The following is a 19,491-nucleotide window of genomic DNA, read 5'->3' on the forward strand; positions in this document are numbered from 1 at the left end:
GATTAATCATATATACAAATAAAATTCTCTTAATCCATGCGATTAACTGCACTGATTAAAGCTTTTATAGAAGCAGTGATGATATCTGTATCCATACCAGCACCCCAGTATGTTTTACCATTTTCTGCTGTAATACCTACATATGCCATAGCTCTTGAAGTAGCACCGATTTCCATAGCATGTTCACTATAAATCAAATTATCATATTTGATGCCAAATTCTTTTTGTATAGCATTACTTGCGGCATCAAAGCGACCATTACCTTGTGTTTCTACTACAACTTCATGACCATGTTCCATCAAATGTACATTACCTTTAAATGTGCCATCTGCTTGTTTATTCAAAACAAAATCAATCAATTTATATGGTTCTTCAACATTTACATAATTGTCTTGGAAAATTTGATAAATTTCTTCTGGCATAAGTTCTTTATGTTTATGGTCAGATACACCTTTTACGCAATAACCGAAGTCTTCACGCATTTTCTTAGGCATGTTAAGACCATATTTTTGTTCCATAACATAAGCTACGCCACCTTTACCAGATTGGCTATTGATACGAATAACATCTGCATCATATTGACGACCAACATCTTGTGGGTCAATTAAAAGATATGGAACAGTCCAATGTGGTTCATCATTTTCTTCACGCCATTTCATACCTTTAGCGATAGCATCTTGGTGAGAACCGGAGAATGCTGCAAATACGAGTTTACCAGCATATGGTTGACGTTCATATACATGCATACGAGTTACGCGTTCATACATTTCAATGATTTCTGGCATATTGGAAAAATCAAGTTTAGGGTCAACGCCTAAAGCAAACATATTCATAGCGATAGTGATAATATCGGCATTACCTGTACGTTCACCATTACCAAAGAGAGTACCTTCAATACGGTCAGCACCAGCGAGTAAGCCCATTTCAGAATCTGCAACGCCTGTGCCACGGTCATTATGTGGGTGAAGTGATAATACTACATTTTCACGATATTTGAGATTTTGAGAAATATATGCTATCTGACTTGCATATACATGAGGCATGGACATCTGCACTGTTGCAGGTAAATTAATGATAGCTTTTCGATCGCTTGTTGGTTGCCATACATCTAAAACAGCATTACATACTTCTAAAGCAAATTCTGGTTCTGTTCCTGTGAAACTTTCTGGAGAATATTCAAAACGATAATTTGCTCCTGCTTGTTCAGTTAAATCTTTAAGTAATTTTGCACCATCAATAGCGATTTGTTTGATTTCTTCTTTAGATTTTCTAAATACTTGTTGGCGCTGTGCTACAGAAGTGGAATTATACACATGAACTATAGCATTTTTTACACCTTTTAAAGCTTCAAAAGTTCTTTTGATGATATGTTCACGAGCTTGAGTCAATACCTGTACTGTTACATCATCAGGAATTAAATCTTGTTCTACCAATGTACGCAAAAATTCAAATTCAGTTTCAGAAGCTGCTGGGAAACCAACTTCAATTTCTTTAAATCCGATTTCTACAAGGCGTTTATAAAATTCGATTTTTTCCTCTAAGCTCATAGGAATAATCAAAGATTGATTACCATCACGAAGGTCTACGCTACACCATGTAGGAGCTTTGTCCACATATTCTTTTTGAGTCCAACTCATGTCTACTGTTGGTGGCATAAAATAACCTTTAGTATATTTATTAACATTCATCATTATGTATTCCTCCAATAACAATTTATAAAAAAAGCTTTCATCTCTAAAACTAGAGACGAAAGCTGTACTTACGCGTTACCACTCTTATTCATGTAAAAATATCTACATGCACTCATTTTTAAACTCAATATAACGGTCGAGTACCGACTTAACCTAATTATCTATAATCTAAGATGTTCAGCCAGCTATTCCAAGGCGAGTTCAAAAAATCTTCCTTACTGTTTTGCACCAATCAACAGCTCTCTGTAAAAGAAAATAATTTTACTATTCCTTTTCTTCATATTTTTATATTTATAATTGTTTAATATTGCTGTTTAATACCTTATCATATAGCATAATTTTTTGCAAGTGTTTTGTATACAAATTTACATTTTATTTTAAAGAATTGACATCTTTATAGAAATCTTTTACTGCTCTATTAAACATATCATAGGCTTTTTTCTCATCTTCTCTTTTATCAATTCTTTCAAATATTGTCTTGCCGTCTTTATCAGTTAAGACAAATTTAGCGGAAAAATACTGAGTGTAATAATAATAACCCGGTTTTGTTACTGTTACAGGAATTGTTACTGAAGAAGTCTTCCCATCTTTGCCTGTATGCGTAATAGTTTGGTTTTCTGTAACAGTTTGTTCATCTACCCAATATTTCTTAGTTCCCCATGTCAACATTTTCACAGATAAAACAGCATCTGCTATATCTTTATTATTTACAATTCTATATTTTTTTATATATTTTTCATTTTCGTCCAAAGATTGACGTACTTTCAAAGCTTCTAAATCAGAAAAAGAGACACTTTCGTCTTTTTCTACATCATCTTCAACGTAAATTTTTTGTACCTTACTTAAATCATAATTGTCCGCTTTCCATTCAGCTTTTTCAGCACTTGCCACTACTGCTGATAATAAAATACATAACATAATCAAAACTGAACTCAAATACTTTTTCATTATTCCATCTCCTTTATAGAAATTTATTTCATTAATAGGTAAATTTTATCATAATAATTATTAAAATCAAATATTAATATCAATGAAAATAAAACTTTTTTATACTTTTAGCAAAAACAAATTTCCTATACTAAAAATCAAAAGTCCGTTTTTACTTTCCTAAAAAAAGAAAAAATCTTCCTAGTAATATACTTTTTACCCAAAGTTTTGCTGTTTTTCTCGCCAAAATATTACTCTTGACAAAATTTTTCCACTTGTAATATCATATCTTTTAATGACATTGTTAATTTGTTAACTTAAAATAAACGATATTGGAGTGATTTTCATGGGTATGACTATGACCGAAAAAATTTTGGCTAAACATGCTGGAATTGATGTGGTAAAACCTGGACAGCTCATCAATTGCAAACTTGATATGGTACTTGCAAATGATGTAACTGCTCCACCTGCAATTAAAGAATTTGAAAAAATTGGCAAACCTGTTTTTGATAATACAAAAATAGCTCTTGTGCCTGACCATTTTACACCAAATAAAGATATTAAATCCGCTGGACTTGCTAAAATTGTTCGTGATTTTGCACATAAACATAATATTGTAAACTACTTTGAAATTGGTCGTGTAGGTATTGAACATGTAATTTTACCAGAAAAAGGTCTTGTAGCTCCTGGTATGGTAACTATCGGTGCAGATTCTCATACTTGTACATATGGTGCCTTAGGTGGCTTTTCCACAGGTGTTGGTTCTACAGATTTAGGCGTTGCCCTTGCTACTGGTGAAGCATGGTTCAAAGTTCCTGAAACCATCAAAGTCAATATCACTGGTAAAAAACCTAAATATATCTGTGGTAAAGATGTTATGCTCACTTTAATCGGCATGATCGGTGTAGATGGAGCTTTATATAAAGCATTAGAATTTGCTGGCGAAGGTGTCAAAGAACTCAATATGACTGACCGTTTAACAATTGCCAATATGGCTATCGAAGCTGGTGCTAAAAATGGTATTTTCCCTGTAGATGATGAAACTCTCAATTATATTAAAGACCGTGTAACTAAACCATATGAAATCGTTGAAGCAGACAGCGATGCTACTTATTGTCAAACTGTAGAAATCAATCTTTCTGAATTAAAACCTGTAGTAGCATTCCCTCATCTTCCTGAAAATACTCATACTGTTGAATCCATCAAAGAACCTATCACTATTGATCAGGTAGTTATCGGCTCTTGTACTAATGGACGTTTAGAAGATTTAGCAATCGCTGCTTCTATCTTAAAAGGTCATAAAGTACATCCTAATGTTCGTTGTATCATCATTCCTGGTAGCCAACAAGTATATCTTGATGCTATTCATAATGGTTATGTAGATACATTTATTGAAGCTGGTGCTGCTGTAAGTACACCAACTTGTGGACCTTGTCTTGGTGCTCATATGGGTATTATGACTGCTGGTGAACGTTGCGTTTCTACTACAAATCGTAACTTCCGTGGTCGCATGGGACATGTAGATAGTGAAGTATATCTCGCTAGCCCTTATGTAGCTGCAGCTAGTGCAATTCTTGGAAAAATCGCAACTCCTGAGGAGGTAGAATAATATGGCTGAAAAATTAGAAGGAAAAGTTTGGCGCTATGGCGACAATATTGATACAGATGTAATTATCCCTGCTCGTTATTTAAATTCTTTTGACCCAAAAGAATTAGCTAGTCATTGTATGGTAGATATCGACGAAACTTTTGCTCAAAATGTAGTAGAAGGCGATATCATGGTCGGCGGTAAAAACTTCGGCTGTGGTTCTTCTCGTGAACATGCTCCAATCGCCATCAAAGCTTCTGGTGTTCCTGTAGTAATCGCTAGCAGTTTTGCTCGTATTTTCTATCGCAATGCCATCAATACTGGTTTACCATTACTTGAAATTGGTGATGATGTAGAAAAAATCCATGCTAATGATAAATTACGCGTTGATTTATCCACTGGTACTATTGAAAATCTCACAACTGGTGATACATTCCATGCTGTGCCACTTCCTGGATTTATCCAAGATATTGCCAAAGCTGGCGGACTCATCAACTACATTAAACAGAAGGGTTAAGATTATCTATGAGTAAAAAAATTGTAGTCATTCCTGGCGATGGTATTGGTCAAGAAATAACTGATAGTGCCGTTGCCGTTTTAAAAAAAGTTTCTGATAAATATAATTTAAATCTTGAATTTGAAAGTCATCCTGCTGGTGGTACTGCTTATGATTTATGTGGCACCCCACTTCCACAGACAACACTTGAAGCTGCACAAAATGCTGACGCTGTGCTTTTCGGTGCTGTTGGTGGTCCAAAATGGGATAATGTAGAACCTACACTTCGCCCTGAAAAAGCAGTTTTAGGGCTTAGAAAAGGACTCGGATTATATGCTAATCTTCGTCCTATCAAAGTAGCAGATGCTCTTGTTGAATATTCTCCACTCAAAGAAGAAATCGTAAAAGGTACTGATGTATTAATCGTACGTGAATTAATCGGCGGTATCTATTTTGGCGATAAATGTGAAAGTGAAATCTATGAAGGCAATGAACGTGCTTGGGATTTAGAAAATTATTCTGTTCCTGAAGTCAATCGCATCGTAGAATTCGCTATGCAAGCTGCTAAAAAACGTAAAAATCAAGTGACTTCCGTAGATAAATCCAACGTTTTAGCAACCTCTAGATTATGGCGTAGAACAACTGCTAAAGTAGCGGAAAAATATCCTGAAATCACTTTAGAAAATCTCTATGTAGATAACTGTGCTATGCAACTTGCCATCAACCCAAGCCAATTTGATGTCATTGTAACAGGCAATCTCTTTGGCGATATTTTAAGTGATGAAGCTGCAGTTTTAAGTGGTTCTATTGGTATGCTTCCATCTGCTAGTATCGGTGAGTCCACTAGCCTTTATGAACCAATTCATGGCTCTGCTCCTGATATTGCGGGCAAAGGCATTGCTAATCCATTAGCTACTATACTTTCTGCTGCTATGCTTCTTCGTTATTCTCTTGATGAACAAGAAGCTGCTACTTGCATTGAACAAGCTGTAGATAAAGCTTTAGCTCAAGGATATCGCACACCTGATTTATATAAAGAAGGCTTCATCAAAGCAGATACAAAAACTATGACTGAAGCTGTATTAAACAATATTTAATATATATTTTATCTATAAACTTATTAGAAAATTTTATTGACAATTAACTTATCTTCTAATATAATTCTTGTGTTAGGACTTATATACATTCTTTACTCACCCCCTAGTGAATAACTAGGGGGTTTTCTTTATTTATTCATGAATAGCTAATTGAGGATATCTTCGGTAGTTAAGTGGTGTATCTTTATAAACTTTCTTAAATTGATGACAAAATGCAGATGCATCATTAAAACCACAACTATATGCTATTTCAGCTATAGACATATTTCCACCTTCTAATTTATTCATAGCTGCTTTCAAACGAAAATTTAATAAATATTTCTGGGGAGACATATTATATTCTTCTTTAAATAGACGATATAAATATGTTCTATCTATACCTAAATAATTTGCTATATCAATAATAGTGATACTTTTATAATAATTTTCATATATATAGTCTATAGCTTTTTCTACATGAATAGATTTTGCTTGTTGTTTTTTCATTTGTATTTTCATATGACCAAAAATATTATATAAACGACTAAGTAACATATATTCATTATTTTTATACTTAGAAAAATAAAATATAAAATTAAGCATAGCATTTCTAACTTCACCATTACTCTTATCAAAAAATAATGGATTTACCTTGTCAAAACCACTATTATTTAACATATTTTCTACATCATAGCCATCAATGCAAATCCAACAATATTCCCATGGATCATCTTTATCAGCTTGATAAACACATGTTATTCCTGGACGAATAAGAAACATAGTATCTTTTTCTATTACATAACAAGTATCATTCATCCAAAGTCTTCCTTTGCCTCTCGTTACATAATGAATTAAGTAATGCTGTCGTATTGCTGGCCCAAATGTATGCATAGGACAACAAATTTCCCAGCCTCCATAATATAAATTTAATGCTTTACTTAAATAAACAGGTGTATTAAATTCACTATAAATTTTTCTTATTTCCATAAAAAATCCCACCCAAATAAAATTTATACCATTCTTGCTCTATTTTTATTATATATACTCTTTTTCAAAACACAATACAAAATTTAAATCTTGACTTAGAATTATGGAACTGATACCATATAAGTGGAACCAATTCCATAATTAAGGGAGTGTACATAAATGAAAAATCTTATTCTAACAAGTCCTATTCCTGGCGAATTAATTGCCTTGGACAAAATAAAAGACCCTGCGTTTTCCTCTGGTGCTATGGGTGCTGGCTGTGGTATCGTGCCATCTGAAGGCAAAGTCTTTGCACCATTTGATGCTAAAGTAGAAGTTCTCTTTGAAACTAAACATGCTATTGGACTTACTTTTATTGGTTTAGCTGTCGCTTTTGCTCTAACTATGGTATGCTTTAAACCAGAAGAATAATTATTGCAAAGGATGACTTTATCATGACTCAAAAACTCACTATACAAGATATTGCTAATCTAGCTGGAGTAGCTAAAAGCACAGTTTCTCGCTATCTAAATAATGGTTACGTAAGCAAGGAAAAAGCTATGTTAATTGATAAAGTCATACGTGAAACAGGTTATAAATCCAATTTTTTCGCCAAGCGTTTAAAAACTAAACAAAGTAAATTAATCGGCATTGTCATGCCTCGTTTAGACTCTTTTTCTGCGGGCAAATTATTGACAGGTTTTAATATAATTTTACAACAAATGGGATATCAAGCTTTGATTTTAATCAGTGAATTAAACTCGCAAAAAGAACTAGATAATATCTCTCAATTAATTCAACAAGGTGTAGATGGAATTATCGTTGACTCCATCAATATCAATGACAATCATCTAAAATTAATCAATCAAGCCAATATCCCCATCATTTTTACAGGGCAAAGCCACGATAAAGTAAATTTTATCAAAGTAGATGATATCAATGCAGGCAAATTAATGGGTGAATATATCGCCTCTTTAAATCATCAACAAGTGGTATTTTTAGGCGTATCTCCTCAAGATAAAGCTGTAGGCGTAGACCGCTATGAAGGATTTAAACAAGGTTTTCTTGCTAATAATCCGCAAGGTAAAATATCTTTTGTCCAAACTGATTTTAGTTTTGAACAAGCCTATAATTTAGGCGATACTGTAGTATCTTTTGAACCTAGTGCAATCGTCTGTGCTACAGATAATATCGCTTTAGGATTATTGCGTTATTTTCATGAAAAGAAAATCCATGTTCCCCAAGATATTTCACTTGCTGGCTTTGGTGGTTATCCTGTAGGCAGTATATCTTATCCATCATTGACTAGCCTAGCTTTTGATTATAAACATCTAGGCATAAAAACAGCAGAAAAATTATTATCTATGCTTCAAAATCAACCTGTAACTTCTGAATACGACCACAATATGAATTTAATCATACGTGAAAGCACACGCTTAGCAAAAATATAAAATAATACTTAATGAAGGAGGACTTTCATTTATGCAATGGCATAACAAATTTCATTTGGAAATGCCTAAAGGCTTAGTTAATGACCCTAATGGTCTTTGTTATCATCAAGGTAAATATCAAATATTTTTCCAATGGAATCCTTTTGGCTGTGAACATAAACATAAACATTGGACATACACACAAACTACAGATTTTATAAATTATACTAAACCTCAAATAGCTTTAGCTCCTGTTGACAAATTTGATAAAGATGGCTGTTATTCAGGCTCTGCACGTAGTAAAAATAATAAATTAGAAATTATTTACACAGCTAATTTAAAAGATGAACAAAATATACGCTATCCTCGTCAAGTTTTAGTTAAACAAGATGATGATGGTAAATTCATCAAAGAAAAAATCATTATTGATACCGTACCTAAAGGATATACTACACATTTTCGCGACCCTTATATATTCACCAAAAATAATCGCAGTTTCATTATTTTAGGCGCTCAACGTGAAAATTTAACAGGTTGCGCTTTAATCTATGAAGAAATTGATGAAAATTGGATTTTTAGGGGTGAATTAAAAACTCAACTAACTGATTTCGGTTATATGTGGGAATGTCCTAATTTATTTACTATAGACGATAAAGATATTTTAGTATTCTGCCCTCAAGGTTTAAAAGCTCAAAAATATCAATATCAAAATCTTTATCAAGCAGGCTATCTAATAGGTCAATTTAATCCTGATACACTAGAATTTACTCATGGCGAATTTCATGAGTTTGATATGGGCTTTGATTTTTACGCACCGCAAGTTTTAGTTCATGAAAATCGCCATATTTTAATTGGTTGGGTGGGTATGCCAGATAAATTACAAGATTATCCAACTATAAATGATGGCTGGGTTCATTCTTTAACTTTACCACGTGAATTAATTTTAAAAAATGATAAATTATACCAACGTCCTATAAGCGAATTAAATAAATTAAATCAAAATACTACAACAAAAATAAATACAGATAAAATCTCTTTATCTGCAAATAAAAAACTAGAAATATCTATCCCCCTTAAAGATATTTCTAGCTGGCAAGGTAAATTAAAATTCAATGATGAATATATTTTATTAACTTATGATAAAAATACTTCTGTTTTTACTATAGACCGCAATCAATTAAAATTAGGCGGAAAAGGCATTCGTCAATTTCTAGTAAAAGCTCAAGATGAATTAAATCTGTCCGTCTATATAGACAATAGTATTATAGAACTATATCTACAAGATGGAGAATATTATGCTACATTTTGTTATTATCCAACAAATGATAATCCAGTTTTCGATTTAATCCAAAATACTAATAATTACACTACACTCACAGATTTAAACTCTATTTCTTACTTATAGCCAAAAAGTAGTCAATCTAAAAATATATTAAATTCCCCCTTTCCGTTTAATATATTTTAGTTGACTACTTTTTCTTTTTATCTACATAATTATTTTAAATTTTATATCCAAGACATTATATTAATTCTTGTAAACAATTCATTATTTTAACATGAGGAAATTTTGCAAAATCTGCTTTAATATTATTCCCTGTTAATACCCCTGCAAAATCCACCTGCGCATTTTGAGCAGCTTGTGCATCTACAATATTATCACCAATGTAAATTACATCTTTTTTATCTACATTTAAACGCTTAACAGCTTCTAAAATTCCATCTGGAGCAGGTTTATACGCATATTTATCCTCACTACCGATAATAAACTCTACCAAATCATCTATTTTATCCCTAGTCAAAGTCTGCATAATACGACGACGTGTTTTACTAGAGATAATTGCTATCTTAGCCCCACGTTCTTTTAAAGTCTTCAGTACCATTTTTGTATCATTATATAAATATGTATTCTCTGTCATATATAAATCAGCAAAAACAGTATATTTATCTTTTAACTCCTGTATTTTTGCTTCATCAACCTCTCCAGTCAATATAGACAAAGCCTCACTCATAGGCAGACCAATAGTTTTTTTTATCTCATCTTTAGGACGAAGCGGATACCCCTCCTGCTCCATAAGCAACTCAAAACACTTCACAATACCAACTTCCGAATTTGCCAAAGTATAATCAAAATCAAATAAATAAACCTTATAGGACATAAAAATTTCTCCTCAATATATGCAATGTTTGTCTTCTTTTAAATAGAAATGTAAAAAAAGAAAGTTGCCCTATGATACTGATTTTACTCTGATAAAAACAATTTTTTATTGCTGTAAAATCCACTAATAGGTACAACATTTCATATAATTTTTCTTATTCATAAACTAATATAAACATTAATTACAATTAAATAATACGTATTTTTATTTCCCGCATTATAAAATTTTAAAGGTAACCGCAAGGTTATTGAAAATAATTATCGCTGAATACGGTTTTTGTCTGAATGTTTGAGCGTAGCGAGTTTCTAAGCGTTGTATGAAGCGATAATTATTTTCAAAATTAAAATTTTATCTGCGGTGATTTCTTTGGTTCGTTTCTTTGTCATCAAAGAAATGAACAAAAACTTACGATAATAATACCATATAAATTGGAATTGTAATTATAGATAATAATGTAGTCGCGGAAACTACTAATGTTGCATATTCTGTATCTGTATTATAAAGACTAGATAGTACTACTGTTTGAATCATCGCCGGTAATGACGCCATGATTACAAATACTTTAAACATCAATTCTGGCATAGGGAAGATAAAAGACAATAAGTACATGCTAAGCGGTGCAATTATAAATCTACCTAAACATATACCTATTAAACCTAAATCAAAACGAATTTTTTTCAAACCCATGGAATAAAGTGTTACACCTATAAAAATCAAAGCAAGTGGTGTTGTTAAATTTCCCATATATTGAGCTGTATCCATAAAAAATTTAGGTAAAGGAATGTCTAAAATTAAAATAATCAATGAAGCTAAAAACCCTAAAATCGGTGGAGAAAAAATTCTTCTCAAAGTTTTTAAAGTAAACATTTGCTGATAAGAAAATTCTTTTGAATCTGCTTGAATACAAGCATTTCCTAAAGTCCAAAAGAATGTAGTATTAGCAAAAAAATACAATAAAGTATAAGGTATTGCTTCCTCACCAAATAATGCCATAGTTACTGGTAAACCTACAAAAATAGTATTGGAAGTTGTAAATGTAGATTGAAAAATCCCTCTATGACCTTTTTTAGACATAAATCTTGCCAAAAACACACTTAAAATAAAACATACACCAATAGAAATAAATGGCACGATAGAACCAGTTATTAAATGTAATAATTGGTCATGACTAAAAGCATGTGTAATATTATAGATAAAAAACAAAGGCAATGATACATTTGTTACCAATTTCGGCAATAGAGCTTTATTATCTTTGTTTATCCAACCAATCTTAGCTAGATAGCAACCTATCAGCCCCATAAAAATCAAAGTCAAAACACCACTGATAGCGTGTAGCAATGCTTGCATATTATCATTCCCTTCATTTATTAAGTTTTATCTTTATCAACTAAAAAATAATTTGTGTAAAAAGCCTAACAGATTAAATCCTTCTGTTACTTCTTCTGTCGTTACCATATCTACACTACCAACAACATTTCTCTGATATAATAAATCAACTGTTCCCACTTTAGCACCTTGTTTTAATGGAGCATCTATATATGCTGGTAAATTCATTTTCCAAGAAAAATCATTTACATTATCTGTATCCATGACTAAATAAGTAAAAGGCTGTATAGGTTTTACTGTAGTCTTATAATTAGTGCTATTATGCGTATATATACTAGAAATTAATTTCTGTTCATCAACAGTTTTCATTTCTTTTATATGTTTAAATCCATAATCCAATAAAGCTCTGCCTTCAACAAAACGAGCTCTACTATCTGATGTTTTCAATACTACGGCAATAAGTGTAATACCATTTTTTTGTGCAGAAGCTACTAAACAGCCACCAGCAGCATCAGTATATCCTGTTTTTATACCAGTTACATCATCATAATTCCACAATAAACGATTTGTACTACCATAAATATCTTTTCGTTCCGCTGGATTTACCCACTGTATCTCTTGTTCTTTTGTTGATACTATCTTACAGAATTTTTCATTTTGATATGCATATCTTGCAATCTTAGCTAAATCTCTAGCCGTCGTATAATGATTTGGGTCTGTCAATCCATGAGGATTATTAAAATGTGTATTAGTAGCGCCAATTTCTTTTGCTTTACCATTCATCATTTGCACAAAAGTTTCTAGGGAACCTTTTCCTACATAATAAGCAATGGCTGCAGCACCATCATTACCAGAAGCTAGCATTGTAGCTTGCAACAGTTCTGACATTTTTATTTTATCGCCTTCATTTATATAAATGGCAGACCCTTCTACACCTACAGCACGTTTATCAACTTCAACAATATCATCATCATTTGCATTTTCCAGTCCAAGTATGCAAGTCATCATCTTAGTCGTACTTGCAGGCATTGCCTTAGCATCTGGATTTTTTTCATAAAGAACTCTACCTGTAGTTGCATCTATCAAAATTGCAGCTTGAGCAGTCATATCTTGTAGATTATCTGCTGTAACAGGAATATATGGTTTTGATTCATCTACTGGTGGAGCATCATCTACTATGCTATCCATAGCCCTTGCTGGGTTAAATGCTATAAAAATTTGTACAAAAACTATACTAAAAATTATAAGTCGTTTAAAAATCATCTCATTCACTAGCTAATCGTCCTATCACAAAAAATGTACCACGAGCTTTGGCACATAATTTATTATCTTTATTAAAAACTTCACATTCAGCAACTACTGTACTTCTTCCATTATGAATAATCATTCCTTTTACAATAGCCACATCTTCCATATCAATAGATTTTAAAATATTAATATTAAAATCCAAAGTTACTACTTTCTTTCCCACACTAAGACAGGCTGCGCCCATAGCCATATCGCAAAGGGACATAATCACGCCACCATGAGCTATGCCATAAACATTTGTATGTTCATGTTTAATTGTCAGACTAACACATACATTACCCTTATCAATCGAAACAATATCTACACCTAAATGTTTTGTAAAGGGATTATCTTCATAAAAATTGTTGATATAATCACTTATACTTTTCATATTATCTTGATTAAATTGTTTCACACTTTTTCACCTGCCTTTATAGATAAATTTTATTATAATTTACGTTTTTTTTGATTTCAAGAAAAAGCTAACTTTTTTATTTATTTCTTAATATAGAAATAAACCAACCAAAAATTTTTTCTATGAATAAAATTCTATAAGGTAAAATAAACAGCATTTAACATTATATATTGAGAGATTTTCAGATATAATTTACTTTAACAAATAAAAATTTATCCATTATTATAAGACTTTTACTTCGTAATAAAACCGATATTTAAAAATAACATTTCTTTTGATTTATTATGTTTTAGTTATGGAAATGACAGAAATGATGTTCAATTAAAGTTTTTTTAGAAAATTTCTTATTTTTTTCCAAAATGCACTAGTCATTTTTGCAATTTTTAGTTATAATTAACAAAGACATAATTTTCAAACGATAATGTTAAATATACAATTATGTTCTATGATGTATTAAGAGAGGGGTTTATTTATAATGGAAACTACACTTATTATTGAAAACAAAACTGGCTTACATGCACGTCCTGCATCTATGTTTGTACAGGAAGCTAACAAATTCAGCTCCAAAATCAAACTTACTGCTAAAGGTAAAACTGTTGATGCTAAAAGCATTCTTATGATCATGAGCCTTGGTCTTACTCAGGGTACTGAACTCACTATCAGTGCTGAAGGTGACGACGCTCAAGCAGCTCTTGATGCTCTTACTGGTCTCATCAAAAACAAATTCGGTGAAGAATAATTTCTAAACTGAGAGTTAATGAGAGAGGGGGATTTGTACTTTGCCGTACGAATTAAGAGGAAAAGGAGTTATTACTGGTATTTCTATTGCCAAAGTAATGAAACTCGGAGAAGATTTACAATCTTATATTGATGCTTACACTCCAGGAACTGCTGAAGAAGAAGTATCAAAAATTAAAGAAGCTTTAGCTTATGCAGCTGAAGTACTTCAAACAAATATTAAAACACTTCGTGATAAAGGCATGCTTGAACAAGCAGGCATTATGGAAGCACATCGTATGATGGTACAAGACCCTATGCTCGAAGAAAATGCTATGTTAAAACTCGGCGCTTGTGGAAGTGCACCAAAAGCTGTACTTGAAGCGTCTGAAGAAAATGCATCTATCTTTGAACAAATGGACGACACTTATTTCCGTGAACGTGCTGTAGATATCCGCGATGTTGGTAAACGCGTAACAAGACGTATTTTAGGTCTTAAAGAAAAAACAGTTGATGGTGGTGCTGTAATTCTCTGTGGAGAAGAAATTGAACCATCTGTTATCGCTAACATTCCTACTGAAAAAATTGCTGGTGTAATTTTAGGTAATGGTAGTACTACTTGCCATGCTGTAATCATTGCTAAAGCAAGAGCTATCCCTACTGTTGCAGGTCTTGGCGATAAAATTAAAGATATTCCTGATAATGCTGAAGTTATCTTAAATGGTGAAACTGGTGAAATCTTTGTCGAACCAACTGAAGATTTAATCGCTTCCTATCAGGTAAAATTAGAAGAACAACGCCGCTTAAAAGAACATTATGCTCAGCTTTCCAAACTTCCTACAGTAACTAAAGATGGTGTAGAAGTTGACCTTATGGCTAACATCAGCACTCATTTAGATGTTGAAGCTGCTATGAAATTTGGTGCTAAAGGCGTTGGTTTATTCCGTTCTGAATTCTTATTCATGGGTAGAGATACTATTCCTGATGAAGAAACTCAATTTAAAGCATATAAAGAAGCTATTGAAAAATGCAATGGTCATTTATGTGTAATTCGCACAATGGATATCGGTGGCGATAAACCACTCCCTTACTTAAATATCCCAGAAGAAGAAAATCCTTTCTTAGGTTACCGTGCAATTCGTATTTGTTTAAACCGTCGTGAAGTATTTATGCCACAGGTTAAAGCTATTTTACGTGCTGGTCTTTATGGTAAAGCAGCAATGATGCTCCCAATGGTTATCAACGTAGAAGAAGTAAAACAAGTACGTGCAATTATCGAAGAAGCTAAATCACAGCTTGCTCATGAAGAAAAACCATTCTCCAATAATGTTCAACTTGGTATCATGGTTGAAACTCCAGCAGCTGCTGTAATGACTCCTGTACTTGCTAAATACCTTGATTTCTTTAGCATTGGTACTAATGACCTTGTTCAATATACACTTGCTGTTGACCGTGTTAACACTAATGTAAGTTATCTTTATAATCACTTTAATCCAGCTGTTCTTCGCCTCATTAAACTCACTATTGAGTCTGCTCGTAATAATAATATTTGGGTAGGTATGTGCGGTGAAATGGCTAGCGACCCTAATGCTGCTGCTATCTTAATGGCAATGGGTATCAACGAACTTTCCATGAGTGCTCCATCTATTCCACGCGTAAAAGAAAAAATCCGTTCCATAACATCTGCTCAAGCTAAAGCTGCTTTAGACACTGTTATGACTATGGAAGATGGAAACGCTATTAAAGAATATCTTCAAACAGCATTATAATAATGACAGATAATATTAATTCTGCTCATGGTAAAGAGCAAAATATCAAGATGAATTTGTTAAAATGGTTAAACGAAGGAAAAGATCCTTATAGTATCATTTATGAATTAGCAAAATATCTTGAGACTGTATCATCTGAACCAGGTTATGCTGATATTATATTGAATGATATCAGAACTGTTTATGGCATTGGTTTAAATGAAAAAACCGTATTAAGTGATGAACTTCTTGAAGTTAGGACTCGCCTAGCTAAACTAGAAGAAGCTTTTAAACAAGCTACTAGCGATGAAGTTCAAAGTCATTTAAAATTTGCCATTGAACATCATAAAAAGAAAATACAAGAACTTGAACATAAATTAATGTAGTTTAAGCTACTTATAGAAAAGGACTTAGTTTTATAAAACTAAGTCCTTTTTATTTTAAATAAAAGTAAAAATAAAAGCGACATTAAAAGCAATTAAAGCTTAAAATGTCGCCTATTATCATTTATAAATTATTATCAAGCTCTATTTTGTGGAACCATATCTTTCACATCAAGAGTTCCTTCTTTAGAACGAGCAGCAAATTCTGCTGTTGCAGTGAATAATACATCACTAGAACTATTTAAAGCTGTTTCACAAGAGTCTTGGAGCACACCAATAATAAAGCCTACACCTACAACTTGCATTGCGATATCATTGCTAATACCAAAAGATGCACATGCTACTGGAATGAGTAATAATGAACCACCAGCTACACCTGAAGCACCACAAGCGCCAATTGTAGCGATTATGGATAATAATAATGCCATTAAAATATCAACTTCAATACCAAGTGTACGAGCAGCTGCTAGGGAAAGAATAGCAATTGTAATAGCAGCACCAGACATATTGATTGTTGCACCAAGTGGAATAGAGATAGAATAAGTATCTTCATTTAGACCAAGACGTTTACATAAAGAAAGATTTACTGGAATATTAGCAGCAGAACTACGAGTGAAGAATGCATATAAACCACTTTCACGAAGAGTTGCAAATACTAATGGATAAGGATTACGACGAATGTGTAAAAATACAATCAATGGATTCATAACAAGTGCAACGATGAAGAATGCTCCAAGCAATACAACAAGTAAATGAGCATAACCTAAGAGAGCACCAATACCACTTGTTCCTACTGCATTTGCTACTAAGCCCATAATACCAAATGGAGCAAAACGAATAATCCATTTTACAATTTTTGTAACAGCACTAGCCAAATCAGCAATCATAGTTTTAGTTTTATCAGAAGAAGCATGTAAAGCTACACCTGCTAAAATAGCCCAAGCTAAAATACCAATATAATTTGCATTAACTAAAGCATTAACAGGATTATCAACAATACTCATAAGTAAATTATGTAAAACTTCTACGATACCACTTGGTGGAGCTATTGTAGCATCTGCAACTTGTAATTGTAATGTAGTAGGGAATAAAAATGACATAGATACGCCTACTAAAGAAGCAAAAAATGTTCCGAGTACATACAATTTAACAATAGGTTTTATAGATGCACTAGCCTCTGCATTTTTTTGTGCCATAGCGTTCATTACTAAAATAAATACCAAAATAGGTGCAATACCTTTTAAAGCTTTAACGAATAAATCCCCTAAGATAGCTACGGCAGGTACAGCTGTCGGCACAGCCACTGCAATGAAAATACCAATTATAAGCCCTAAAACTATTAGTTTTAATAAAGCCATTTCTTGATATTTTTTTCCAATACGACTTAACAAAATAATACATCTCCTTTAAAACTGCACAATATAAAGACAAATATTTTCTCATAGTATACATCATTTTTGCCAAAATGACAAGTATTATGCACTCTTGAAACTCAGATAAATATTTTTTCTTCTATATAATAATATAAACATAAAAAAAAGGATTAAGAATTTTATCATTCCTAATCCCTTTAAACTCAATGAATTTCTATAGATTTTATTATACCTTCCATAGAAGTAAAATATGTGGATATCTCTGCTAATTTTAATTTATGTGGATTAAACATTAAAATATTTAATTCTACAATATCTTCAGAAATAAATACTACCGAAAAATTTTTACTTTTTAGACCTAATTTTAATAATGCATTATAGACTTCTTTTATCTTTTCACTATCATTGATCATTCTTATTTTTATCATAATATTATCAGTTGGAACTAACCAACTATCCATTTGCGATAAAATCTCTAATATTATATACACTAGCAATGAAGCAAAAACAGCAATTATATAATATCCAGCACCTACAGCTAAACCAACGCCAGATACTACCCAAATACAAGCTGCTGTTGTAAGACCAATTACATTCACACCTTCTTTAATAATAGCTCCTGCACCTAAAAAACCTATACCACTTACAACTTGTGCAGCTAATCTTGCAGGATCAGCATTTGTTCTTCCCTCTACTTGCTCATACAATAAATTCGACAAAATCATAATCAAACAAGAACCAATACACACTAAAATATTCGTTCTAAGTCCTGCTGATTTATGTTTAAATTGTCTTTCATAACCAATTAGCGCACCTAATATCGCTGATAAAATTATTCTAAAAATATATTCTATTGCATTTTCCATATATTCACCTAAATTCTTAAAAATCAAAATCAAAAATATAAATAAATCATCTATTTCTTAAGTTTTATTATACTAAATATTAGTTTTTTTATCTCTATTACAAAATAAATTTAAAATTTTAATCTAATTTTAATCTTTTTTTAATCGAACGCATTTTTATGTTATTTTATTTCGTTTTATTTTTTTAATAAAATTAAATACATTAAAACTAATAAATAAACTTTCATTTCTCTAATAAATTCACAGATATTTTTAATTATTTTTTAATAATTTAAAATAATTCATTTGTTAGAAATTTGTGTATTTTTCTCATTTATGTTATCATTTTATTAGTTCAAGAAAAAGATATATTGAGCAGAGGAAAAAAAGTTGAGGAAACGTGGATACTCATACACAATCATTTCTCCTAACAATATATTTTTTATTGAACAAAAAATATATTTTATAGGAGGAGTTTTATTATGTCTAAAAAAACTCTTGTTTCTGCAATCACTGCCGCTCTCGTAGTTGGCGCTGCTAGCACAACTTTTGCTGCTGCAAATCCTTTCAGCGATGTTCCTGCTGATAGCTGGGCATATGATGCTGTTACTACTCTTGCTGCTGATGGTGTTATCGATGGTTATCCAGATGGCACTTACAAAGGCCAAAACACTATGACTCGTTATGAAATGGCTCAGATCGTAGCTCGTGCTATGGCTAAAACTGACCTCGAAAAAGCTGATAAAGCTCTCGTTGACAAATTAGCTGCTGAATTCGCTGAAGAACTTGATAACCTTGGCGTTCGCGTTGCTGACCTTGAAAAGAAATCCGATAACGTTAAATGGGGCGGAGAACTCCGTTATCGTTATTATGATATCAATCGCGATTCTAACCTTGGTGACGAAACTCATAACAAAGTTTTATTCCGTCTTGAACCAAAAGCTTATATCGGTGATTCCGGCTGGACAGCTAATGCTCGTTTAGACTATGAAATGGATCTTTCCTCTGATGAAAACGATAACAACGTAGAAGTTGATCGTGCTTGGGTTGAAGGTCCTCTCTTCGGT

Annotated in this window: 19 protein-coding genes and 1 other annotated feature; of the genes, 10 read left to right on the forward strand and 9 right to left on the reverse strand. The window is 32.3% G+C overall.

The features are described 5' to 3' along the window. Nucleotides 1-29 precede the first annotated feature (29 nt). Together F553_RS0107660 and F553_RS0107665 are read right to left on the reverse strand one after the other, a co-directional pair. Nucleotides 30-1,691 (reverse strand): 2-isopropylmalate synthase, encoded by a 1,662-nt coding sequence (locus F553_RS0107660; protein WP_018999655.1) that lies wholly within the window; start codon nt 1,689-1,691, stop codon nt 30-32. Between the two features lie 48 nt (nt 1,692-1,739). Then, nucleotides 1,740-1,978 (reverse strand) — a binding site (T-box leader). 85 nt (nt 1,979-2,063) lie between these two features. Further along, nucleotides 2,064-2,639: a hypothetical protein gene (locus tag F553_RS0107665; RefSeq protein ID WP_018999656.1), complete on the reverse strand. Its 576-nt coding sequence runs from the start codon at nt 2,637-2,639 to the stop codon at nt 2,064-2,066. A 325-nt stretch (nt 2,640-2,964) separates the two neighbouring features. On the opposite strand from F553_RS0107665, the gene leuC reads away from it, so the two are divergent. The 3 genes from leuC to leuB are packed head-to-tail and all read left to right on the forward strand — an operon-like array spanning nt 2,965 to nt 5,799. Beyond that, nucleotides 2,965-4,227, forward strand: a complete 1,263-nt coding sequence (gene leuC / locus F553_RS0107670) for a 3-isopropylmalate dehydratase large subunit (RefSeq protein WP_018999657.1) — start codon at nt 2,965-2,967, stop codon at nt 4,225-4,227. Nucleotide 4,228: 1 nt separating this feature from the next. Further along, a complete protein-coding gene (locus F553_RS0107675; RefSeq protein WP_008539526.1) occupies nt 4,229-4,723 on the forward strand; it encodes a 3-isopropylmalate dehydratase small subunit in 495 nt (164 codons plus the stop codon). Nucleotides 4,724-4,731: 8 nt separating this feature from the next. Continuing rightward, on the forward strand, nt 4,732-5,799 hold the full coding sequence (leuB, locus tag F553_RS0107680) for a 3-isopropylmalate dehydrogenase (protein WP_018999658.1): 1,068 nt from the start codon (nt 4,732-4,734) through the stop codon (nt 5,797-5,799). Nucleotides 5,800-5,931: 132 nt separating this feature from the next. Here leuB and F553_RS0107685 read toward each other — a convergent pair whose 3' ends face one another. Continuing rightward, nucleotides 5,932-6,765, reverse strand: a complete 834-nt coding sequence (locus tag F553_RS0107685) for an AraC family transcriptional regulator (protein WP_018999659.1) — start codon at nt 6,763-6,765, stop codon at nt 5,932-5,934. Nucleotides 6,766-6,924: 159 nt separating this feature from the next. Between F553_RS0107685 and F553_RS0107690 the strand changes: the two genes are divergently transcribed. Genes F553_RS0107690 through F553_RS11820 form a run of 3 tightly spaced genes read left to right on the forward strand, consistent with a single transcriptional unit; the run spans nt 6,925 to nt 9,579 of the window. Continuing rightward, nucleotides 6,925-7,176 carry a PTS sugar transporter subunit IIA gene (locus F553_RS0107690; protein ID WP_018999660.1) on the forward strand — a complete coding sequence of 84 codons (252 nt, stop codon included), beginning with the start codon at nt 6,925-6,927 and terminating at the stop codon, nt 7,174-7,176. A gap of 23 nt (nt 7,177-7,199) precedes the next feature. Next, entirely contained in the window at nt 7,200-8,195 is a 996-nt protein-coding gene (locus F553_RS0107695; RefSeq protein ID WP_018999661.1) for a LacI family DNA-binding transcriptional regulator, read from the forward strand. 31 nt (nt 8,196-8,226) lie between these two features. Then, nucleotides 8,227-9,579 carry a glycoside hydrolase family 32 protein gene (locus tag F553_RS11820; RefSeq protein ID WP_018999662.1) on the forward strand — a complete coding sequence of 451 codons (1,353 nt, stop codon included), beginning with the start codon at nt 8,227-8,229 and terminating at the stop codon, nt 9,577-9,579. Between the two features lie 115 nt (nt 9,580-9,694). Here the strand turns inward: F553_RS11820 and F553_RS0107705 are convergent, their stop codons facing one another. The 4 genes from F553_RS0107705 to F553_RS0107720 form a co-directional block, all read right to left on the reverse strand. After that, entirely contained in the window at nt 9,695-10,330 is a 636-nt protein-coding gene (locus tag F553_RS0107705) for an HAD family hydrolase (RefSeq protein ID WP_018999663.1), read from the reverse strand. A 405-nt stretch (nt 10,331-10,735) separates the two neighbouring features. Beyond that, nucleotides 10,736-11,677 (reverse strand): AEC family transporter, encoded by a 942-nt coding sequence (locus F553_RS0107710; protein WP_018999664.1) that lies wholly within the window; start codon nt 11,675-11,677, stop codon nt 10,736-10,738. Nucleotides 11,678-11,713: 36 nt separating this feature from the next. Beyond that, entirely contained in the window at nt 11,714-12,919 is a 1,206-nt protein-coding gene (locus F553_RS0107715) for a D-alanyl-D-alanine carboxypeptidase family protein (RefSeq protein ID WP_244263949.1), read from the reverse strand. A 1-nt stretch (nt 12,920) separates the two neighbouring features. Beyond that, a complete protein-coding gene (locus F553_RS0107720; protein WP_008539426.1) occupies nt 12,921-13,358 on the reverse strand; it encodes a PaaI family thioesterase in 438 nt (145 codons plus the stop codon). 475 nt (nt 13,359-13,833) lie between these two features. Here F553_RS0107720 and F553_RS0107725 point away from each other — a divergent pair, with 475 nt between their 5' ends. Genes F553_RS0107725 through F553_RS0107735 form a run of 3 tightly spaced genes read left to right on the forward strand, consistent with a single transcriptional unit; the run spans nt 13,834 to nt 16,209 of the window. Next, complete coding sequence (locus tag F553_RS0107725; protein ID WP_015561791.1) at nt 13,834-14,097, forward strand: HPr family phosphocarrier protein; 264 nt, start codon at nt 13,834-13,836, stop codon at nt 14,095-14,097. Between the two features lie 40 nt (nt 14,098-14,137). Next, the gene (ptsP, locus tag F553_RS0107730; RefSeq protein WP_008539428.1) at nt 14,138-15,844 is read left to right on the forward strand and encodes a phosphoenolpyruvate--protein phosphotransferase; all 1,707 of its coding nucleotides are present in this window, start codon (nt 14,138-14,140) and stop codon (nt 15,842-15,844) included. Between the two features lie 2 nt (nt 15,845-15,846). Continuing rightward, nucleotides 15,847-16,209 (forward strand): hypothetical protein, encoded by a 363-nt coding sequence (locus F553_RS0107735; RefSeq protein WP_015561792.1) that lies wholly within the window; start codon nt 15,847-15,849, stop codon nt 16,207-16,209. 134 nt (nt 16,210-16,343) lie between these two features. Here the strand turns inward: F553_RS0107735 and sstT are convergent, their stop codons facing one another. Then, a complete protein-coding gene (gene sstT / locus F553_RS0107740) occupies nt 16,344-17,597 on the reverse strand; it encodes a serine/threonine transporter SstT (protein ID WP_018999666.1) in 1,254 nt (417 codons plus the stop codon). Nucleotides 17,598-17,782: 185 nt separating this feature from the next. Next, the gene (locus F553_RS0107745) at nt 17,783-18,445 is read right to left on the reverse strand and encodes an MgtC/SapB family protein (protein ID WP_018999667.1); all 663 of its coding nucleotides are present in this window, start codon (nt 18,443-18,445) and stop codon (nt 17,783-17,785) included. Nucleotides 18,446-18,906: 461 nt separating this feature from the next. On the opposite strand from F553_RS0107745, the gene F553_RS0107750 reads away from it, so the two are divergent. Further along, a partial coding sequence (locus tag F553_RS0107750; RefSeq protein WP_018999668.1) for an S-layer homology domain-containing protein occupies nt 18,907-19,491 on the forward strand: 585 nt, incomplete at its 3' end.

Origin of the sequence: Megamonas rupellensis DSM 19944, assembly GCF_000378365.1 — a bacterium.
GTDB lineage: Bacteria > Bacillota > Negativicutes > Selenomonadales > Selenomonadaceae > Megamonas > Megamonas funiformis.